At 70.7% G+C, this 16,661-nt stretch carries 17 protein-coding genes; 6 read left to right on the top strand and 11 right to left on the bottom strand.

The genetic code is table 11. The features are described from left to right. Nucleotides 1–43 precede the first annotated feature (43 nt). Both IE287_RS12465 and clpB read right to left on the bottom strand, forming a co-directional pair. Complete coding sequence (locus IE287_RS12465) at nucleotides 44–574, bottom strand: type III secretion system chaperone family protein (RefSeq protein WP_189849052.1); 531 nt, start codon at nucleotides 572–574, stop codon at nucleotides 44–46. Nucleotides 575–682: 108 nt separating this feature from the next. Continuing rightward, complete coding sequence (clpB, locus tag IE287_RS12460; protein ID WP_189849051.1) at nucleotides 683–3,277, bottom strand: ATP-dependent chaperone ClpB; 2,595 nt, start codon at nucleotides 3,275–3,277, stop codon at nucleotides 683–685. Between the two features lie 123 nt (nucleotides 3,278–3,400). Between clpB and IE287_RS12455 the strand changes: the two genes are divergently transcribed. After that, nucleotides 3,401–3,805 carry a pyridoxamine 5'-phosphate oxidase family protein gene (locus IE287_RS12455; protein ID WP_189849050.1) on the top strand — a complete coding sequence of 135 codons (405 nt, stop codon included), beginning with the start codon at nucleotides 3,401–3,403 and terminating at the stop codon, nucleotides 3,803–3,805. Between the two features lie 104 nt (nucleotides 3,806–3,909). Here IE287_RS12455 and IE287_RS12450 read toward each other — a convergent pair whose 3' ends face one another. Together IE287_RS12450 and IE287_RS12445 are read right to left on the bottom strand one after the other, a co-directional pair. Beyond that, nucleotides 3,910–4,239 carry a Rieske (2Fe-2S) protein gene (locus IE287_RS12450; protein WP_189849049.1) on the bottom strand — a complete coding sequence of 110 codons (330 nt, stop codon included), beginning with the start codon at nucleotides 4,237–4,239 and terminating at the stop codon, nucleotides 3,910–3,912. Further along, a complete protein-coding gene (locus IE287_RS12445) occupies nucleotides 4,236–4,451 on the bottom strand; it encodes a hypothetical protein (protein ID WP_189849048.1) in 216 nt (71 codons plus the stop codon). The genes IE287_RS12450 and IE287_RS12445 overlap by 4 nt, the downstream gene beginning before the upstream one ends. A 133-nt stretch (nucleotides 4,452–4,584) precedes the next feature. Between IE287_RS12445 and IE287_RS12440 the strand changes: the two genes are divergently transcribed. Together IE287_RS12440 and IE287_RS12435 are read left to right on the top strand one after the other, a co-directional pair. Continuing rightward, nucleotides 4,585–5,565 carry a helix-turn-helix domain-containing protein gene (locus tag IE287_RS12440; protein WP_189849047.1) on the top strand — a complete coding sequence of 327 codons (981 nt, stop codon included), beginning with the start codon at nucleotides 4,585–4,587 and terminating at the stop codon, nucleotides 5,563–5,565. 28 nt (nucleotides 5,566–5,593) lie between these two features. Beyond that, nucleotides 5,594–6,064, top strand: coding sequence for a hypothetical protein (locus IE287_RS12435; protein ID WP_189849046.1), 471 nt, complete (start codon nucleotides 5,594–5,596; stop codon nucleotides 6,062–6,064). Nucleotides 6,065–6,134: 70 nt separating this feature from the next. Here IE287_RS12435 and IE287_RS12430 read toward each other — a convergent pair whose 3' ends face one another. The 4 genes from IE287_RS12430 to dnaK are packed head-to-tail and all read right to left on the bottom strand — an operon-like array spanning nucleotide 6,135 to nucleotide 10,289. Further along, nucleotides 6,135–6,584: a heat shock protein transcriptional repressor HspR gene (locus IE287_RS12430; protein ID WP_189849045.1), complete on the bottom strand. Its 450-nt coding sequence runs from the start codon at nucleotides 6,582–6,584 to the stop codon at nucleotides 6,135–6,137. Nucleotides 6,585–6,588: 4 nt separating this feature from the next. Beyond that, the gene (gene dnaJ / locus IE287_RS12425) at nucleotides 6,589–7,767 is read right to left on the bottom strand and encodes a molecular chaperone DnaJ (protein WP_189849044.1); all 1,179 of its coding nucleotides are present in this window, start codon (nucleotides 7,765–7,767) and stop codon (nucleotides 6,589–6,591) included. 33 nt (nucleotides 7,768–7,800) lie between these two features. After that, entirely contained in the window at nucleotides 7,801–8,454 is a 654-nt protein-coding gene (gene grpE / locus IE287_RS12420) for a nucleotide exchange factor GrpE (protein WP_189849043.1), read from the bottom strand. Next, a complete protein-coding gene (gene dnaK, locus IE287_RS12415) occupies nucleotides 8,451–10,289 on the bottom strand; it encodes a molecular chaperone DnaK (protein WP_189849042.1) in 1,839 nt (612 codons plus the stop codon). Before dnaK ends, grpE begins: the two co-directional genes overlap by 4 nt. A gap of 246 nt (nucleotides 10,290–10,535) precedes the next feature. Here dnaK and IE287_RS12410 point away from each other — a divergent pair, with 246 nt between their 5' ends. Both IE287_RS12410 and IE287_RS12405 read left to right on the top strand, forming a co-directional pair. Continuing rightward, nucleotides 10,536–11,081: a sugar transferase gene (locus tag IE287_RS12410; protein WP_189849041.1), complete on the top strand. Its 546-nt coding sequence runs from the start codon at nucleotides 10,536–10,538 to the stop codon at nucleotides 11,079–11,081. Nucleotides 11,082–11,244: 163 nt separating this feature from the next. Further along, on the top strand, nucleotides 11,245–13,503 hold the full coding sequence (locus IE287_RS12405) for a (Fe-S)-binding protein (RefSeq protein ID WP_189849040.1): 2,259 nt from the start codon (nucleotides 11,245–11,247) through the stop codon (nucleotides 13,501–13,503). 69 nt (nucleotides 13,504–13,572) lie between these two features. Here the strand turns inward: IE287_RS12405 and IE287_RS12400 are convergent, their stop codons facing one another. Then, nucleotides 13,573–14,379, bottom strand: a complete 807-nt coding sequence (locus IE287_RS12400) for a hypothetical protein (RefSeq protein WP_189849039.1) — start codon at nucleotides 14,377–14,379, stop codon at nucleotides 13,573–13,575. 203 nt (nucleotides 14,380–14,582) lie between these two features. Between IE287_RS12400 and IE287_RS12395 the strand changes: the two genes are divergently transcribed. After that, nucleotides 14,583–15,413 (top strand): Yip1 family protein, encoded by an 831-nt coding sequence (locus IE287_RS12395; protein WP_189849038.1) that lies wholly within the window; start codon nucleotides 14,583–14,585, stop codon nucleotides 15,411–15,413. A gap of 63 nt (nucleotides 15,414–15,476) precedes the next feature. Here IE287_RS12395 and IE287_RS12390 read toward each other — a convergent pair whose 3' ends face one another. Further along, nucleotides 15,477–15,974 (bottom strand): phosphoribosyltransferase, encoded by a 498-nt coding sequence (locus IE287_RS12390; protein ID WP_024755952.1) that lies wholly within the window; start codon nucleotides 15,972–15,974, stop codon nucleotides 15,477–15,479. A 13-nt stretch (nucleotides 15,975–15,987) separates the two neighbouring features. Beyond that, nucleotides 15,988–16,563, bottom strand: a complete 576-nt coding sequence (gene dcd / locus IE287_RS12385) for a dCTP deaminase (RefSeq protein WP_189849037.1) — start codon at nucleotides 16,561–16,563, stop codon at nucleotides 15,988–15,990. Nucleotides 16,564–16,661: the final 98 nt, after the last annotated feature.

Genomic DNA, 16,661 nt, shown 5'->3' with positions numbered 1-16,661 from the left:
CCACGGCGGGGGGACCCGGCTTCCGCGCGAACGGGACGGAGGCTCAGGCCTCGTCGCCCTCGGTCTTCTCCTCCGGGGAGGCGAGACCGAACTGCTCGACGATCCACTTGTCGAACTCGATGGAGGCGCGGACCCAGCTCACCGTGGAGGAGACGAAGTGCTCCAGGGCGACGCCGGTGCCGATCAGCATCTGCGCCTCGCCGATGAGGCGGAGGGTGGCGGAGCCGTCCTCCTCCTCGTGGAGGTGGGTGTAGACCTTGGGCCACAGGGTGCGGCGGTTCCAGTCGTCGATCGCGTCGAGGACCTTGGCGCGGTCGTCGGCGGAGTGCGGACGGTCGTAGAACGTGCGCACCGAGAACACCTGCTGCTCGTTCTCGCCGCGGAACATGAAGTACGTGCGGAAGTCCTCCCACGGCGCCGCGAGGTCACCCTCGTCGTCGACGACGTACTTCAGCTCCATCTGCTCCAGGAGCTGCTTCACGAGGTCCTGGTCGGGGACGACGGGGCCCGCCGGTCCTGCCTGGGGCTGGGGCTGTCCCCCGAAATTCGGAATCGAGGACGGGTCGATGCTCACCGTGTATTTCCCTTCGTACGGATGTTGCCATCCTCCCCCATCCCGGCCCGTCCGTGGCAAGCCCCGCCGGGGGAGATCCGCTGCGGGCTGACTCGATCCGTGCCCCGCCTACGAGGCGGCGCCGACGATCAGGCCGTCCTCGAAGCGGTCCACCCGGACGGTGTCGCCGTCGCGGACCTCGCCGGCCAGGATCTCCCGGGCGAGCCGGTCGCCGATGGCCGTCTGGATGAGGCGGCGCAGCGGCCGGGCGCCGTACGCCGGGTCGTTGCCCTCCTCGGCCAGCCACTCCAGGGCCTCCGGGGTGACCTCCAGGGTGAGCCGGCGGTCGGCGAGCCGCCGGGCGAGCCGGTCGATCTGGAGCCGCGCGATCCGGCCCAGCTCGGCCCGGTCGAGCGCGGAGAAGACGACCAGGTCGTCGAGGCGGTTGAGGAACTCGGGCTTGAAGCTGGCCCGGACCACCTCCAGGACCCGCTCCCGCTTCTCCGCCTCGGAGGTGAGCGGGTCGACCAGGTACGGGCTGCCCAGGTTCGAGGTGAGGATCAGGATGGTGTTGCGGAAGTCCACGGTCCGGCCCTGGCCGTCGGTGAGGCGCCCGTCGTCGAGGACCTGGAGCAGGACGTCGAAGACCTCCGGGTGCGCCTTCTCCACCTCGTCGAGGAGGACGACGCTGTACGGGCGGCGGCGGACGGCCTCGGTGAGCTGGCCGCCCTCCTCGTAGCCCACGTAGCCGGGGGGCGCGCCGACCAGGCGGGCGACGGAGTGCTTCTCGCCGTACTCCGACATGTCGATGCGGACCATGGCCCGCTCGTCGTCGAAGAGGAAGTCGGCGAGCGCCTTGGCCAGCTCGGTCTTGCCGACGCCGGTGGGGCCGAGGAAGAGGAAGGAGCCGGTGGGCCGGTCGGGGTCGGCGATCCCGGCGCGGGTGCGGCGCACCGCGTCGGAGACGGCCCGGACGGCCTCGGACTGGCCGATGAGCCGGCGGCCGAGCTCGTCCTCCATGCGGAGCAGCTTCTGCGTCTCGCCCTCCAGGAGGCGGCCGGCGGGGATGCCGGTCCAGGCGCCGACGACGTCGGCGATGTCGTCGGGTCCGACCTCCTCCTTGACCATGGTGTCCTTCTGGACCTCGCGCTCGGCCTCGGTGGCCTCGGCCAGCTCGCGCTCCAGGGTCGGGATCTCGCCGTAGAGCAGCTTGGAGGCGGTGTCGAAGTCGCCGTCGCGCTGGGCGCGCTCGGCCCGGCCGCGGGTCTCGTCGAGGCGCTCCTTCAGCTCGCCGACGCGGTTGAGGGACTGCTTCTCCTTCTCCCAGCGGGCGGTGAGGCCGCGCAGCTCCTCCTCGCGGTCGGCGAGGTCGCGGCGGAGCTTCTCCAGGCGCTGGACGCTGGCCGGGTCGGTCTCCTTGGCGAGGGCGAGCTCCTCCATGCGGAGGCGGTCGACGGAGCGCTGGAGCTCGTCGATCTCGACCGGGGAGGAGTCGATCTCCATGCGGAGCCGGGAGGCCGCCTCGTCGACGAGGTCGATGGCCTTGTCGGGGAGGAAGCGGGAGGTGATGTACCGGTCGGAGAGGGTCGCGGCGGCCACCAGGGCGGAGTCGTTGATCTGCACCTTGTGGTGGGCCTCGTACCGGCCCTTGAGGCCGCGGAGGATGGCGACGGTGTCCTCGACCGACGGCTCGGCGACCAGGACCTGCTGGAAGCGGCGCTCCAGGGCGGGGTCCTTCTCGATCCGCTCGCGGTACTCGTCGAGGGTGGTGGCGCCGACCATGCGGAGCTCGCCGCGGGCGAGCATCGGCTTCAGCATGTTGCCGGCGTCCATGGCGGAGTCGCCGCCGGCGCCCGCGCCGACGACGGTGTGCAGCTCGTCGATGAAGGTGATGATCTGGCCGTCGCTCTCCTTGATCTCGGAGAGGACGGTCTTCAGCCGCTCCTCGAACTCGCCGCGGTACTTGGCGCCGGCGACCATCGCGCCGAGGTCCAGGGAGACCAGCCGCTTGTTCCGCAGCGACTCGGGGACGTCGCCCTTCACGATCCGCTGGGCGAGGCCCTCGACGACGGCGGTCTTGCCGACGCCGGGCTCGCCGATGAGGACCGGGTTGTTCTTGGTGCGGCGGGAGAGGACCTGGACGACGCGTCGGATCTCGTGGTCGCGGCCGATCACCGGGTCGAGCTTGCCCTCGCGGGCGGCGGCGGTGAAGTCGGTCCCGAACTTCTCCAGGGCCTTGTAGGAGCCCTCGGGGTCGGCGGTGGTCACGCGGCGGCCTCCCCGGGCCTTCTCGAAGGCGTCCTGGAGCCGGCGGGCGGTCGCGCCCTGCCGGTCCAGGACCTGGCCGGCCTGCCCGCCCTCGGCCGCGAGGCCGATGAGCAGGTGCTCCGTGGACAGGAACTCGTCGCCGAGCCTCTTGGCGCGGTCGGCGGCGTCGGCGATCACGGCGAGCAGCTCGCGGTTGGGCTGCGGGGGCGCGACGGTCGAGCCGGTCACGCTGGGCAGGGCGGCGAGCAGCCGCTCCGCGCCGGCCCGCACGGCGGCCTGGTCGGCCCCGACGGCGGCGAGGAGGTCGGTGATGTTCGCCGCTTCCGGACGTCCCTGACCCGCCAGCAGCGAAAGAAGAAGGTGCGCGGGGGTCAGGTCGGCGTGCCCCTGGGACACGGCGCGGCTGCTCGCCGCGTTGAGCGCGTCCCGGCTCCTGTTGGTCAGTTCTGCGTCCACGTGCGGGGTCTCCTCCTGGGATGGCCTTGACTCTCGTCTGTACTGACTCATACAGCGTACATAAAGTTGAGTCTATTCCGCTCAAGGTATCGGAGGGGAGAACGGCGGCGGTAGTTTCCGGGCATGGCGACTGACCCGAGGAACCCCACGGACTCGTACCTCAGCTTCTGGCGCGAGTACCACATGTGCACGCTCACCACCCCGCGCCCGGACGGCACCCCGCACGTGGTGGCCGTGGGCGTCACGTACGACCCCGGGAACGGAGTGGCCCGGGTCATCACCAACCGGCACAGCCGGAAGGTCGCGAACGTGCTGGCCGCCGGCGACGGGGGCGCCCGGGTCGCGGTCTGCCAGGTCGACAAGGGGCGCTGGGCCACCCTGGAGGGCGTCGCCCGCGTCCGCACCGAGGCGGAGACGGTCGCCGACGCGGTCGCCCGCTACGCGGACCGCTACGGCCGCACGCCCGCGCCCAACCCGGACCGGGTCGTCATCGAGATCGCCCTCACCCGGGCGATGGGCCGCGCCTGACCCCGGAAACGGAAAAGCACAACGGCGCCATCGCGTTTCAGGTCCGCGATGGCGCCGTTGTGTGGGGGAAGCACCTGAGCGATCTACAACGACGGGGGAATCGCTCAGGCACTGCGGGGGGTGGCGGGGATGGTCTGGGGCTCGAACCGCGCCTCGACCGGCTGGTGGTCGCGCTGGTCCAAGTTGACGAAGATCATGCCGTACCGGATGGCACAGCGGACGGGCTGAGGAGCGCCTCGGGGGCGCCTGAGGCATCGATAGGCGCGAATGTCCTCGTCGTCTTCGCGGACGACCACGATCGGCTCACCGAAGAGGGTGACCTTCAACGACTCGCCACGGCGCGGCACGGCCGTGACGAGGTCGATGAAGTGCCACCCGGACCGGTAGGCACTCGCCATCTCACGTCGAAAACGAGGGTCTTCGGGAACCGTCATGCCCGCACGGACTCCCATCCGGGGTCGCCCGCCGGCGCCACGCCCCAGCCGGGATCGGCGATCGTGGCCAGCCGCAGACCCCAACCCGGGTCCGCCCTGACGACCTGGGTCTGCGAACCCCACCCCGGGTCCTGGGTCATCGTGACCGCACCCACAGCTGCAGCAGCCATCAGCGCGACACCGGCTACGGTGCGTATGAGCTTCTTGGACATGACCGAGCAACCTCACTCGAAGGTGTGTAAATACCTGCTCCCCCGCAAGTCACGACGATCGCTCACTCATCCCGTTTCCACCACTCGCCCAATGCATCATGTTCCTGTAATGCAAGAGCCTGGGGGTGTACGTATGCGAATAGAACCTGCCGAAAAGGTGCATTCTCACACGCACGCAGACCTGTGTGAACCGGGCAGCCGGCTCTACGCGGAGGCACTCCGGGTCGGCCGGATCGCCCGTTCCGAGATCTCGTCCGCTCCCTGCCTGATGGAGCTGGACCTGCTGCGTCCCGATCCCGACGACGCCGAATGGCTGCGCCCCGTGGCCCCTTCGGCCGCGCTGGCCCGCCTCCTCGACCCGCTGGAGAAGGAGATCCAGGAGCGCCGGCGCCTGACGGTCTCCCTCGCCGACGCCTTCGAGCCCTTCATGGCCCTCGGCGCGCGCGACCCGTCGATGACCCACGCCATCACCGTCCTCGAAGGCCTGGAGCGGATCAACGACAACCTCGACCGCGCCGTGGCCGAATGCACCACGGAGCTGCTCACCGTACAACCGGGGAAGGGCCGCAGCGCCCACACCTTCGGCGAAGCCCTGCGCCGGGTCAGGCCGTTGCTCGGCCGGGGCATCAAGATGCGCACGCTGTACCAGCACACCGCGCGCCACCAGCCCATCACCCTGGCCTACTTGGAGCGCATCGGGTCCGAGGTCGAGGTCCGCACGCTGGAGGAGATCATCGACCGGCTGATCATCGTCGACCGCAAGGTCGCCTTCGTGCCGGCCAGCCGCGACCGCACCATCGCCCTCGAACTGCGCCACCAGGGGCTCGTGGAGTACCTCGGCGGCGTCTTCGACCAGTTCTGGCTCCAGGCCACGCCGCTGGACGCGCCCGTCACCTACCAGCCGCAGCTGAGCGGCATCAGCGGGGTCCAGCGCTCCATCGCCCGCCTCCTCGTCGAGGGCCACGTCGACGAGGCCATCGCCCGCCGGCTCGGGATGAACGTCCGGACCTGCCGGGCGCACATCGCCAAGCTCGCGGCCACCCTCGGGAGCGGCAGCCGGGCGCAGCTCGGCTACCTGATCGCCCGCTCGGGGATCCTCGAACGCGACAACTGACCACCCCGGAACGGAACGACCGACCAGCGTGCACGCACACACAGCCCTCGACGGCCCCGCCGGCACCCTCCGGGTCTCCGGGGCCGGACTGCCCCCCGTGGAGCTCCTCAGGGCCCCGGGGACGCCCGCCGACGCCCACACCCCCATCGGCACCCGGAAGGCCGCCCTGCTGACGCTCACCGTCGACGGCGCGCCCGCCGTGCTGCGGCCCTCCCGCGGGCGGCTGCTGCGGCGGTCGTACCGGGTGGACGTCCGCACCGGCGGCTTCCGGTACCGGCTCGTGCCCTGCTCGTACGCCGAGAGCCGGCTGACCCGGGACGGGGTGCGGCTCGGCACCCTGAGCTCCAGCGGCGACGGGCACGTGACCGACGAGTGGGACGCCGACCCCACGCCGCTCGACCTCGCCGTCGGCACCGCGCTGGCGGCCGCCTTCGGGACCGGCGCCTCGCCCTGGTGGGAGACGCTCGGCGACATCGTCGGCGAACTCATCGCCCCCTGAGGGGCGGTCGCCCCCGACGCGCGAGAGGGCCCCTCCCCGGCCGGGGAGGGGCCCTCTCGCGCGCGGGCGGCTACTCGCCGCGCTTAGGCGCCGGACGCCAGACGACCAGCGCGCTCGTCTGCTGCACGTCCTGGTAGGGGACCAGGTCGCGCCGGTAGGAGGCGTGCACCTGGGCCTCGCGCTGCCGCATCGCGGCGGCCGCGCCCTCGACGGCCGCCGAGAGCTCGGCGACACGGGCCTGGAGCGCCGCGACCTGGTTCTCCAGCTCGATGATGCGCTTGATGCCCGCCAGGTTGATGCCCTCGTCCTGCGACAACTGCTGCACCTGACGGAGCAGTTCGATGTCGCGGGCCGAGTAGCGGCGGCCCCGGCCGGCCGTGCGGTCCGGGGAGACCAGACCCAGGCGGTCGTACTGGCGCAGGGTCTGCGGATGCAGACCCGACAGCTGGGCCGCCACCGAGATGACGTACACCGGGGTCTCGTCGGTCAGTTCGTACGGATTGCGCCGTCGCCCGTCCACCGCGTCACGCTCCCTTCGCCGCCTGGAACAGCTCCGCCCTGGGGTCCGTCTCGGCGGTCGCCGTCCGGTACTGCTCCAGGGCCTCGCGGGCCTTGTCGTCCAGCTCCACGGGCACCGCGACCTCCACCGTCACCAGCAGGTCGCCGCGCGTGCCGTCCTTGCGGACCGCGCCCTTGCCACGGGCGCGCATGGTCCGGCCGTTCGGCGTGCCGGCGGGCAGCTTGAGCGTGACCGCGGGTCCGCCGAGGGTCGGCACCTTGACCTCGCCGCCGAGCGCCGCCTCCGTGAAGGAGACCGGCACCGTGACGGTGAGGTTGTCGTCCTTGCGCCCGAAGACCGGGTGGGCGTCGACGTGCACCACGACGAACAGGTCGCCGTTGGGCCCGCCGCGCTCGCCGGGGGCGCCCTTGCCGCGCAGCCGGATCTTCTGCCCGTCGAAGACGCCCGCCGGGATCCGGACCTGCATGGTCCGCGAGGACTTGGCCCGGCCGGAACCCTTGCAGACCTCGCAGGGGTTCTCGGCGATCAGGCCGCGGCCCTTGCAGTCCACGCACGGGTCGGTCAGCGAGAAGCCGCCGCCGCTGCCGCGCGAGACCTGGCCGGTGCCGACGCAGGTCGGGCACACCCGGGGCGTGCCGTTCTTGTCGCCGGTGCCCGAACAGGCCGTGCAGGGCTGCTGGCTGGACATCCGCAGGGGCACGGTGGCGCCCTCGATGGCCTCGGTGAAGCTGAGCGTCACCTCGGACTCGATGTCCTGGCCGCGGCGGGGCTGGGTGCGGGCACCCGCGCCGCCGCCCCGGTTGAACAGGCCGCCGAAGACGTCCCCGATGCCGCCACCGCCGCCGAAACCGCCGGCCCCGCCCTGGGCGCCGCCTCCGAAGAGGTCGCCCAGGTCGAAGTTGAACGAGCCGCCGCCCCCGGGGCCGCCGGCCCGGAAGCCGCCGTTCCCGAAGAGCGCGCGCGCCTCGTCGTACTCCTTGCGCTTCTTGGGGTCGCCGAGGACGTCGTTCGCCTCGGAGATCTCCTTGAAGCGCTCCTCCGCCTTGGTGTCGCCCTTGTTGGCGTCGGGGTGGTTCTCGCGGGCCAGCTTCCGGTAGGCCTTCTTGATCTCGGCCTCGGTGGCGTCCTTGGGGACGCCGAGGACCTTGTAGTAGTCCTTCTCGACGAAGTCCTTCGTGCTCATCGACGTCCCTCCTCCCGCGTGCGGGTACGGCTGTTACTCGCTGTCCTTCTCGGACGTGTCGGACGCGGCGGGCTTGCCGGCGTCCTCCGCCTCCTCGGCCTTGCCCTGCGCCCCGGGCTGGGGCTCGGCGACGGCCACGCGGGCGGGCCGGATGGTCCGCTCGCCGATCCGGTACCCCGGCTGCAGGATCGCGACGCAGGTCGTCTCGGTGACGTCCGGCGCGTACGAGTGCATCAGGGCCTCGTGGATCGTCGGGTCGAAGGGCTCGCCCTCCTTGCCGAACTGCTGGAGCCCCATCTTGGCGACGACGGTCTCCAGCGACTCGGCGACCGACTTGAAGCCGCCCACGAGCTCGCCGTGGTCCCGGGCCCGGCCGACGTCGTCGAGGACCGGGAGCAGGTCGGACAGGAGGCTCGCGACGGCGATCTCCTTGACCGTGACCCGGTCCCGCTCGACGCGGCGCCGGTAGTTCTGGTACTCGGCCTGGAGCCGCTGGAGGTCCGCGGTGCGCTCGGAGAGCGCGGAGCGGGCCTGGTCCAGTGCGGCGGTGAGGCCGGCGTCGGCCGCCGGCGTGCTGTTCGCGTCCCCGGCCGGGGCCGCCGTGTCCTCGGAGGACTCGGCGGCCTCGGCGGCGTCGCCGGAGGGGACGTCGGGCTTCTCCTCGAAGCCCGGGGTCTCCTCGCTCACGCCTGGCCGTCCTTCTTGGGCTCGTCGTCGACGATCTCGGCGTCGACCACGTCGTCGTCGGCCTTGGCCTGGCCGGCGTCGCCGCCCGCGGCCTGCGCGGCCTGGGCGTCGGCGTAGAGGGCCTGGCCGAGCTTCTGGGAGACGGCCGCGACCTTCTCGGTGGCGGTGCGGATCTCGGCGGCGTCCTCGCCCTTGAGCTTCTCCTTCAGCTCGGCGACGGCGGCCTCGACCTCGGTCTTCACGTCGCCCGGGACCTTGTCCTCGTTGTCCTTGAGGAACTTCTCGGTCTGGTAGACGAGCGCCTCGCCCTGGTTGCGGGACTCGGCGGCCTCGCGGCGGCGGTGGTCCTCGTCCGCGTACTGCTCGGCCTCCTGGCGCATCCGGTCGACCTCGTCCTTCGGCAGCGAGGAGCCGCCGGTGACGGTCATCTTCTGCTCCTTGCCCGTGCCCAGGTCCTTCGCGGTCACGTGCATGATGCCGTTGGCGTCGATGTCGAAGGCGACCTCGATCTGCGGGACGCCGCGCGGGGCCGGCGGGAGGCCGGTCAGCTCGAACATGCCGAGCTTCTTGTTGTACGCCGCGATCTCGCGCTCGCCCTGGTAGACCTGGATCTGCACGGACGGCTGGTTGTCCTCGGCCGTCGTGAAGATCTCGGACCGCTTGGTCGGGATCGTGGTGTTGCGCTCGATGAGCTTGGTCATGATGCCGCCCTTGGTCTCGATGCCGAGGGACAGCGGGGTGACGTCGAGGAGCAGGACGTCCTTGACCTCGCCCTTGAGGACACCGGCCTGGAGGGCGGCGCCGATGGCGACGACCTCGTCCGGGTTCACGCCCTTGTTGGCCTCGTTGCCACCGGTCAGCTCCTTGACGAGCTCGGCGACGGCGGGCATGCGGGTCGAGCCGCCGACCAGGACCACGTGGTCGATCTCGGAGAGGGCGATGCCCGCGTCCTTGATGACGTTGTGGAACGGAACCTTGCAGCGCTCCAGCAGGTCCGAGGTGAGCTGCTGGAACTGGGCGCGCGTGAGCTTCTCGTCCAGGTGCAGCGGGCCCTCGGCGGAGGCCGTGATGTAGGGGAGGTTGATGGAGGTCTCGGTCGAGGACGAGAGCTCGATCTTCGCCTTCTCGGCGGCCTCGCGGAGGCGCTGGAGGGCCATCTTGTCGAGCGACAGGTCGACGCCGTGACCGTTCTTGAACTGGGTCACCAGGTAGTCGACGACGCGCTGGTCCCAGTCGTCGCCACCGAGGTGGTTGTCACCGTTGGTGGCCTTCACCTCGACGACGCCGTCGCCGATCTCCAGGAGGGACACGTCGAAGGTGCCGCCACCGAGGTCGAAGACGAGGATCGTCTGGTCGTCCTTGTCGAGGCCGTAGGCCAGGGCGGCCGCGGTCGGCTCGTTGACGATGCGCAGGACGTTGAGGCCCGCGATCTCACCGGCCTCCTTGGTGGCCTGGCGCTCGGAGTCGTTGAAGTACGCCGGGACGGTGATGACCGCGTCGACGACCTTCTCGCCCAGGTAGGCCTCGGCGTCGCGCTTCAGCTTCTGCAGGATGAAGGCGCTCATCTGCTGCGGGTTGAAGCTCTTGCCGTCGATCTCGATCTTCCAGTCGGTGCCCATGTGGCGCTTGACCGACCGGATGGTCCTGTCGACGTTGGTGACGGCCTGGCGCTTGGCCACCTCGCCGACGAGCACCTCGCCGTTCTTCGCGAAGGCGACGACGGACGGCGTGGTCCTGGCGCCCTCCGCGTTCGTGATGACGGTGGGCTCGCCGCCTTCCAGAACGCTGACGACGGAGTTAGTCGTGCCCAGGTCGATGCCGACCGCACGTGCCATTTCGATTCCTCCAGCTGACTGACTTGAGTGGAACTGACTCAAGGATGCACGACGGGATGCCCGGCGTCAACAGACCTGAGTCGAGTCGACTCAACTTCTCGCCGACCCGATCACTCAAAGAGACGCGGGAGGCGCGTCGTTCCCTGACGCGGGCGCCCGGAAATGGGAGAGTCCTGCTGCCCCGTGTCGGGCAAAGCGGGCATATTCCACGAACATCCCATGATCTCAGCCGGAGGGGTCCGGGGCATGACGGCGAACCGTACGCAGCACACCCACCGCGGCGGCCTCAAGCGCGCCTTCGACCTGCTGGGAGGTACGGCCCTGCTCCTCGCGCTCTCCCCGCTGCTCGCCGCCGTCGCCCTCTCGCTCGCCCTGGGCTCCCCGGCCGCCGGCGGCGCGCCGCTGCTGCGCCGCCGCACGGTCGCGGGCCTGGACGGGCGGCCCTTCACCATGCTGACCTTCCGCACCCGCAGCCCCCTGGCCGCGCTGCCGCTGCTGCTGCACGTGGTCCGGGGCCAGATGTCGCTCGTCGGCCCCTGCCCGCTCGCCCCGACCCACCGGGAGTGCGCCGGCGAGACCCGGCGCCGGCTCTCCGTGCGCCCCGGGATGACCGGACCGTGGCAGATCAGCGACCGCTCCGACCTGCCGTGGGAGGAGCGCGAGCTGCTGGACCTCCACTATGTGGACCACCACTGGCTCGGCATGGACCTGGCCGTCCTGGCGCGTACGCTTCCAGCTGTCCGCCGACGTCGCCTCCGGCGCGCCTCCGCCCGTCCGGCAAGGCTTGCCTGAGCGACACAGATCACCGCGAGGTCCGCTACAAGAGGAGCGCCCGGACCGGTAATCTCAGCACGGACTAATTAAGTTACCGCTTAGTAGGCTCTGGGCGAGGGCGAGGGAGAGGCGAGCGAAGGCCGCCCCCGTCCGCTCCCCGGGCCCGCCCGAGGAGCCCGTCATGCAACTCGCCGCGATCATCGTGTCGCTGACGCTGACCGTGGTCGGCGTTGCCCTGCTCGCTCGCGCCGTCGGCCAGTTCGTCAAGTACTTCAAGCTCGGCCAGCCGGTCCCGGCCGGCACCCGCACGGACAACCCCTACCAGCGCAGCGTCACGCTGGTCCGGGAGTTCCTGGGCCACACCCGGATGAACCGCTGGGGCATCGTCGGCTTCGCGCACTGGTTCGTCGCGGTCGGCTTCCTGACCCTGCCGCCGACCCTCGCGCAGGCCTTCGGCCAGCTCTTCCAGGCCGACTGGACGCTGCCGGTCATCGGCGGCTTCCTGCCCTTCGAGCTCTACATCGAGTTCATCGGCGTCATGACGATCCTCGGCATCGCCGTCCTGATGGTCATCCGCCTGCTGAGCCTGCCCGGCCGCGCCGGCCGCAAGTCCCGCTTCGCCGGCTCCAAGGCCGGCCAGGCGTACTTCGTCGAGTACGTGATCCTCACCATCGGCCTCGCGATCTACGTGCTCCGCGGCCTGGAGGGCGCGATCCACCACGTCGAGCACTACGAGGCCGCGTACTTCGCCTCGTACCCGCTCGTCCTGCTCTTCAAGGGCCTGTCGGTCACCACCCTCCAGACGCTCATCTACTTCACCGCCATGGTGAAGATCAGCACCTCGTTCATCTGGATGATCGTGGTCTCGCTGAACACCAACATGGGCGTCGCCTGGCACCGCTTCCTCGGCTTCCCGAACATCTGGTTCAAGCGCAACGCCACCGGCGAGACCGCCCTGGGCGCGCTCCAGCCGATGACGACCGGCGGCAAGCCGATCGACTTCGAGGACCCGGGCGAGGACGACGTCTACGGCGTCTCCCAGGTCGAGCAGTTCTCCTGGAAGGGCCTCCTCGACTTCTCCACCTGCACCGAGTGCGGCCGCTGCCAGTCGCAGTGCCCCGCCTGGAACACCGGCAAGCCCCTCTCCCCCAAGCTCCTGATCATGTCGCTGCGCGACCACGCGCACGCCAAGGCGCCGTACCTGCTCGCGGGCGGCGGCAAGGACATGGAGGGCAACGAGAAGGCCTCCGAGGAGCAGCTCAAGGACGTCCCCGCGGCGGCGCTGGCCGAGGCCGAGCGCCCGCTGATCGGCACCGCCGAGGAGAACGGCGTCATCGACCCGGACGTCCTGTGGTCCTGCACCACCTGCGGCGCCTGCGTCGAGCAGTGCCCGGTCGACATCGAGCACATCGACCACATCGTCGACATGCGCCGCTACCAGGTCATGATCGAGTCCGCCTTCCCGTCGGAGGCCGGCACGATGCTGAAGAACCTGGAGAAGAAGGGCAACCCCTGGGGTCTGGCCAAGAAGCAGCGCGTCGAGTGGACCAAGGAGGTCGACTTCGAGGTCCCGATCATCGGCAAGGACGCCGAGGACCTCTCCGAGTTCGACTACCTGTACTGGGTCGGCTGCGCCGGCGCCCTGGAGGACCGGGCCAAGAAGACCACCAAGGCCTTCGCGGAGCTGCTGCACATGGCGGGCGTCAAGTTCGCGATCATGGGCGGCGACGAGAAGTGCACCGGTGACTCCCCCCGCCGCCTCGGCAACGAGCCGCTGTTCCAGCAGCTCGCCCAGGAGAACGTCGCCATGCTGAACATGGCGTTCGGCGAGGACGACGACGACCCGGAGACGAAGAAGCCGAAGTCGGCCAAGAAGATCGTCTCGACCTGCCCGCACTGCTTCAACACGATCGCCAACGAGTACCCGCAGCTCGGCGGCGAGTACGAGGTCATCCACCACACCCAGCTGCTCCAGCACCTCATCGACGAGGGCAGGCTGGTCCCGGTGACCCCGGTCGACGGCCTCATCACCTACCACGACCCGTGCTACCTGGGCCGCCACAACAAGGTCTACACGCCGCCGCGCGAGATCATGTCGGCCGTCCCGGGCCTGCGCCAGCAGGAGATGCACCGCCACAAGGAGCGCGGCTTCTGCTGCGGCGCCGGCGGCGCCCGGATGTGGATGGAGGAGCGGATCGGCAAGCGCATCAACACCGAGCGCGTCGACGAGGCCCTCTCCCTCAACCCGGACATCGTCTCCACCGCCTGCCCGTTCTGCCTCGTCATGCTCACGGACTCCGTGAACGGCAAGAAGAACGACGGCAAGGCGAAGGAGAGCCTCCAGGTCGTCGACGTGGCCCAGCTGCTGCTGGACTCGGTGAAGACGCCGGTCGACCCCGAGGCCCCGGCCGAGGAGCCGGAGCCCGAGCCGGCCGCGTAACGGCACCGCGGAAGGGCCGCCCCACCCGGTGGGGCGGCCCTTCGTCATGTCCGGGGACTCACGCCCCGCTCACCGCTTCGCGGGCTTCTGGGCGTGGTACTTCGCGACGAGACTGCCGTGCAGGTCGTAGACCCAGCTGTTGCCACCCTGCTTCGGGGTGTCGACGACGACGAACCGGTACGCGTGCTTGCCGGGCTGGACGGCGAGCCCGTAGGTCCAGCCGCGGTGCCGGACGGTGAGGTGCTCCGGGTCGACGGTGGCGACGCGCCTGCCGTCGGCGAGGGAGACCCGGACCCGGGGCCCGTCCTTGGCGTGCTCGGCGAAGGTGGCGACGGTGCCGTCGGCGAGCCGGGCCTCCGGGAGGGCCTTCGGGGCGGGCTTGGGGGCGGGCTTCGGGACGGGCCTGGGGGCCGGCTTCGGCTGGGGCTTCGGGGCGGGTACGGGCGCGGGGACCCGCTCCCTCCAGGAGCTCACCGTGCCGTCGGGCCAAAGGACGATGTGGAGCCCGTTGTTCTGCGCGTAGGCGGGCCGTCCTCCCGTACTGACCACGCTGCCGATCGGCACCCCGTCCCGGCCCACGACGTCGGCGCTGTACGAATCCTCCCCGGTCTGCCGCACCCGCGCGGTCGACCCGTCGGCCAGCGGCCAGTCGGAGACCCGGTCCGACACGGCCGTCGACCGGTCGCCGGGGGCCTGGTCCGGCGCGGCGGCCCTCCGGTCACCCGAGACCTGCTCCTGCACGGCCGCCCGCTGGTCGCCCGAGGTGGAGGAGGCGTCGTCGGCGAAGGCGGCGGCGGCCGGCAGGAGGAGGGCGACGGAGGTGCCGGTGGCGAGGGCGGCGGTGCGCAGGACACGGGGGCGACGGTTGAGGCGCATGGAGAACTCCAGAGGGTTTTCGCTGCTGACCCCACCGACGCTACGGACCACACATTGAGGTGATACGTCCGTTTTGTAACAGTGACCGCGCGACCGGACGACGGCCCCGCGACCCCCGGACCACCCCCCGGCACCCCCTAGGGGATGTCACAGGTCGGCACCGAAGGAGCGGGTGCGCTGCGGAAACGGGTACGTTCAATGACGTGGCTGGATTCAGGAACGGACGCGGCCGGGACAACCGTCCCCCGCAGCAACAGCATCGACCGCAGCAGGCGCCGTACGGGTACAACGCGCCGCCTCAGGCGTACCCGCAGCAGCAGTGGCAGCAACAGCCACAGCAGCAGCCCTACGGGGAGCCCGAGTACTTCGGCGACCCGCACGCGCAGCAGCACCACCACGCGACGGCGAACAACCCGGGCCACACCCAGATGTTCAGCGTCGACGACCCCTACGGCCAGGCGGGCGCCCACCAGGCTCCCCCCGCCCCCGTCGGGCCGCGCCTGGGCTGGAAGGCCCTCCTGAGCGGCATCGTGCTGCGCCCGGCGGACACCTTCCTCCGGATGCGCGACCACGCCGTCTGGGGCCCGGCGCTGATCGTCACCTTCCTCTACGGCCTGCTGGCGATCTTCGGCTTCGACCAGGCCCGCGAGGAGGTGCTGAACGCCACGCTGTCCAGCACCGTCCCGTACGTCCTGATGACCGGCGTCGGCTTCGTCCTCGGCGGACTGATCCTGGGCGCGGTCACCCACACCCTCGCCCGTCAGCTGGGCGGCGACGGCGCGTGGCAGCCCACCGTCGGCCTCTCGATGCTGATCATGGCCCTCACGGACGCGCCCCGCCTGCTCTTCGCCCTCTTCCTGGGCGGCGAGAACGGCCTGGTGCAGGTCATCGGCTGGCTGACGTGGCTCGCCGCCGGCGCCCTCTTCACCCTCATGGTCGGCCGCTCCCACGACCTCCCCTGGCCCAAGGCCCTCGGCGCCTCCGCCATCCAGCTGGTCGCGCTCCTGAGCCTGATCAAGCTCGGCACCCTGTAGCAGGGCGACGCGAAGGGCCCCCGCCGGAAACCCGGCGGGGGCCCTTCGCGCAGCGGGGGAGGCTCAGGCGTCGAGGACCTGGCCCTCGCGCTTGACGACCGGCGGCTCGACCGACCAGGGGAAGTTGATCCACTCGTCCGTCTTCTTCCACACGTACTCGCACTTCACGAGGGAGTGGGACTTCTCGTAGATGACGGCGGAGCGGACCTCGGCGACGTGGTCGACGCAGAAGTCGTGGACGAGCTTCAGCGTCTTGCCGGTGTCGGCGACGTCGTCGGTGATCAGGACCTTCTTGTCGGAGAAGTCGATCGCGTCCGGCACGGGCGCCAGCATGACCGGCATCTCCAGCGTGGTCCCCACGCCCGTGTAGAACTCCACGTTCACGAGGTGGATGTTCTTGCAGTCGAGCGCATAGGCCAGACCGCCGGCGACGAAGACGCCTCCGCGGGCGATGGAGAGGACGATGTCGGGCTCGTAGCCGTCGTCGGCGATGGTCTGCGCCAGCTCGCGCACGGCCGTCCCGAAGCCCTCGTACGTCAGGTTCTCGCGTACTTCACTCATGTCCGCTACCGCCTCACACCTGGGTCCGATGGAAGTTCATGAACGAGCGGGACGCCGTCGGTCCCCGCTGGCCCTGGTACCGGGAGCCGTACCGCTCGCTGCCGTACGGGAACTCGGCGGGCGAGCTCAGCCGGAACATGCAGAGCTGCCCGATCTTCATCCCCGGCCAGAGCTTGATCGGGAGGGTCGCGAGGTTCGACAGCTCCAGGGTCACGTGCCCCGAGAAGCCCGGGTCGATGAACCCGGCCGTCGAGTGCGTGACGAGCCCGAGCCGCCCGAGGGAACTCTTTCCCTCCAGCCGCGACGCGATGTCGTCCGGCAGGGTGATGACCTCGTAGGTCGAGGCGAGCACGAACTCGCCCGGGTGCAGGATGAACGCCTCGTCGCCCTCCGGTTCCACCTCGCGCGTCAGGTCGAGCTGCTCGGTCGCGGGGTCGATGTGCGGGTAGCGGTGGTTCTCGAACACCCGGAAGAAGCGGTCGAGGCGCACGTCGATACTGGACGGCTGCACCATGGATTCGTCGTACGGGTCGATGCGGACCCGCCCGGCATCGATCTCGGCCCGGATGTCCTTGTCTGAGAGAAGCACGACCCCACGATACGCAGAGGGCGCGGACCTCCCCAATCGGGACCGGCCCACGCCCCACCCGGCTGCCCAGGTCAGCGCTGCTGCGCCGCCTCCACCGG

It is taken from the genome of Streptomyces omiyaensis, from assembly GCF_014650895.1.
Classification (GTDB): Bacteria; Actinomycetota; Actinomycetes; order Streptomycetales; family Streptomycetaceae; genus Streptomyces; species Streptomyces omiyaensis.
Note: the sequence above shows the minus strand (reverse complement) of the source record. Positions and strands in the feature narration are given on the sequence as shown.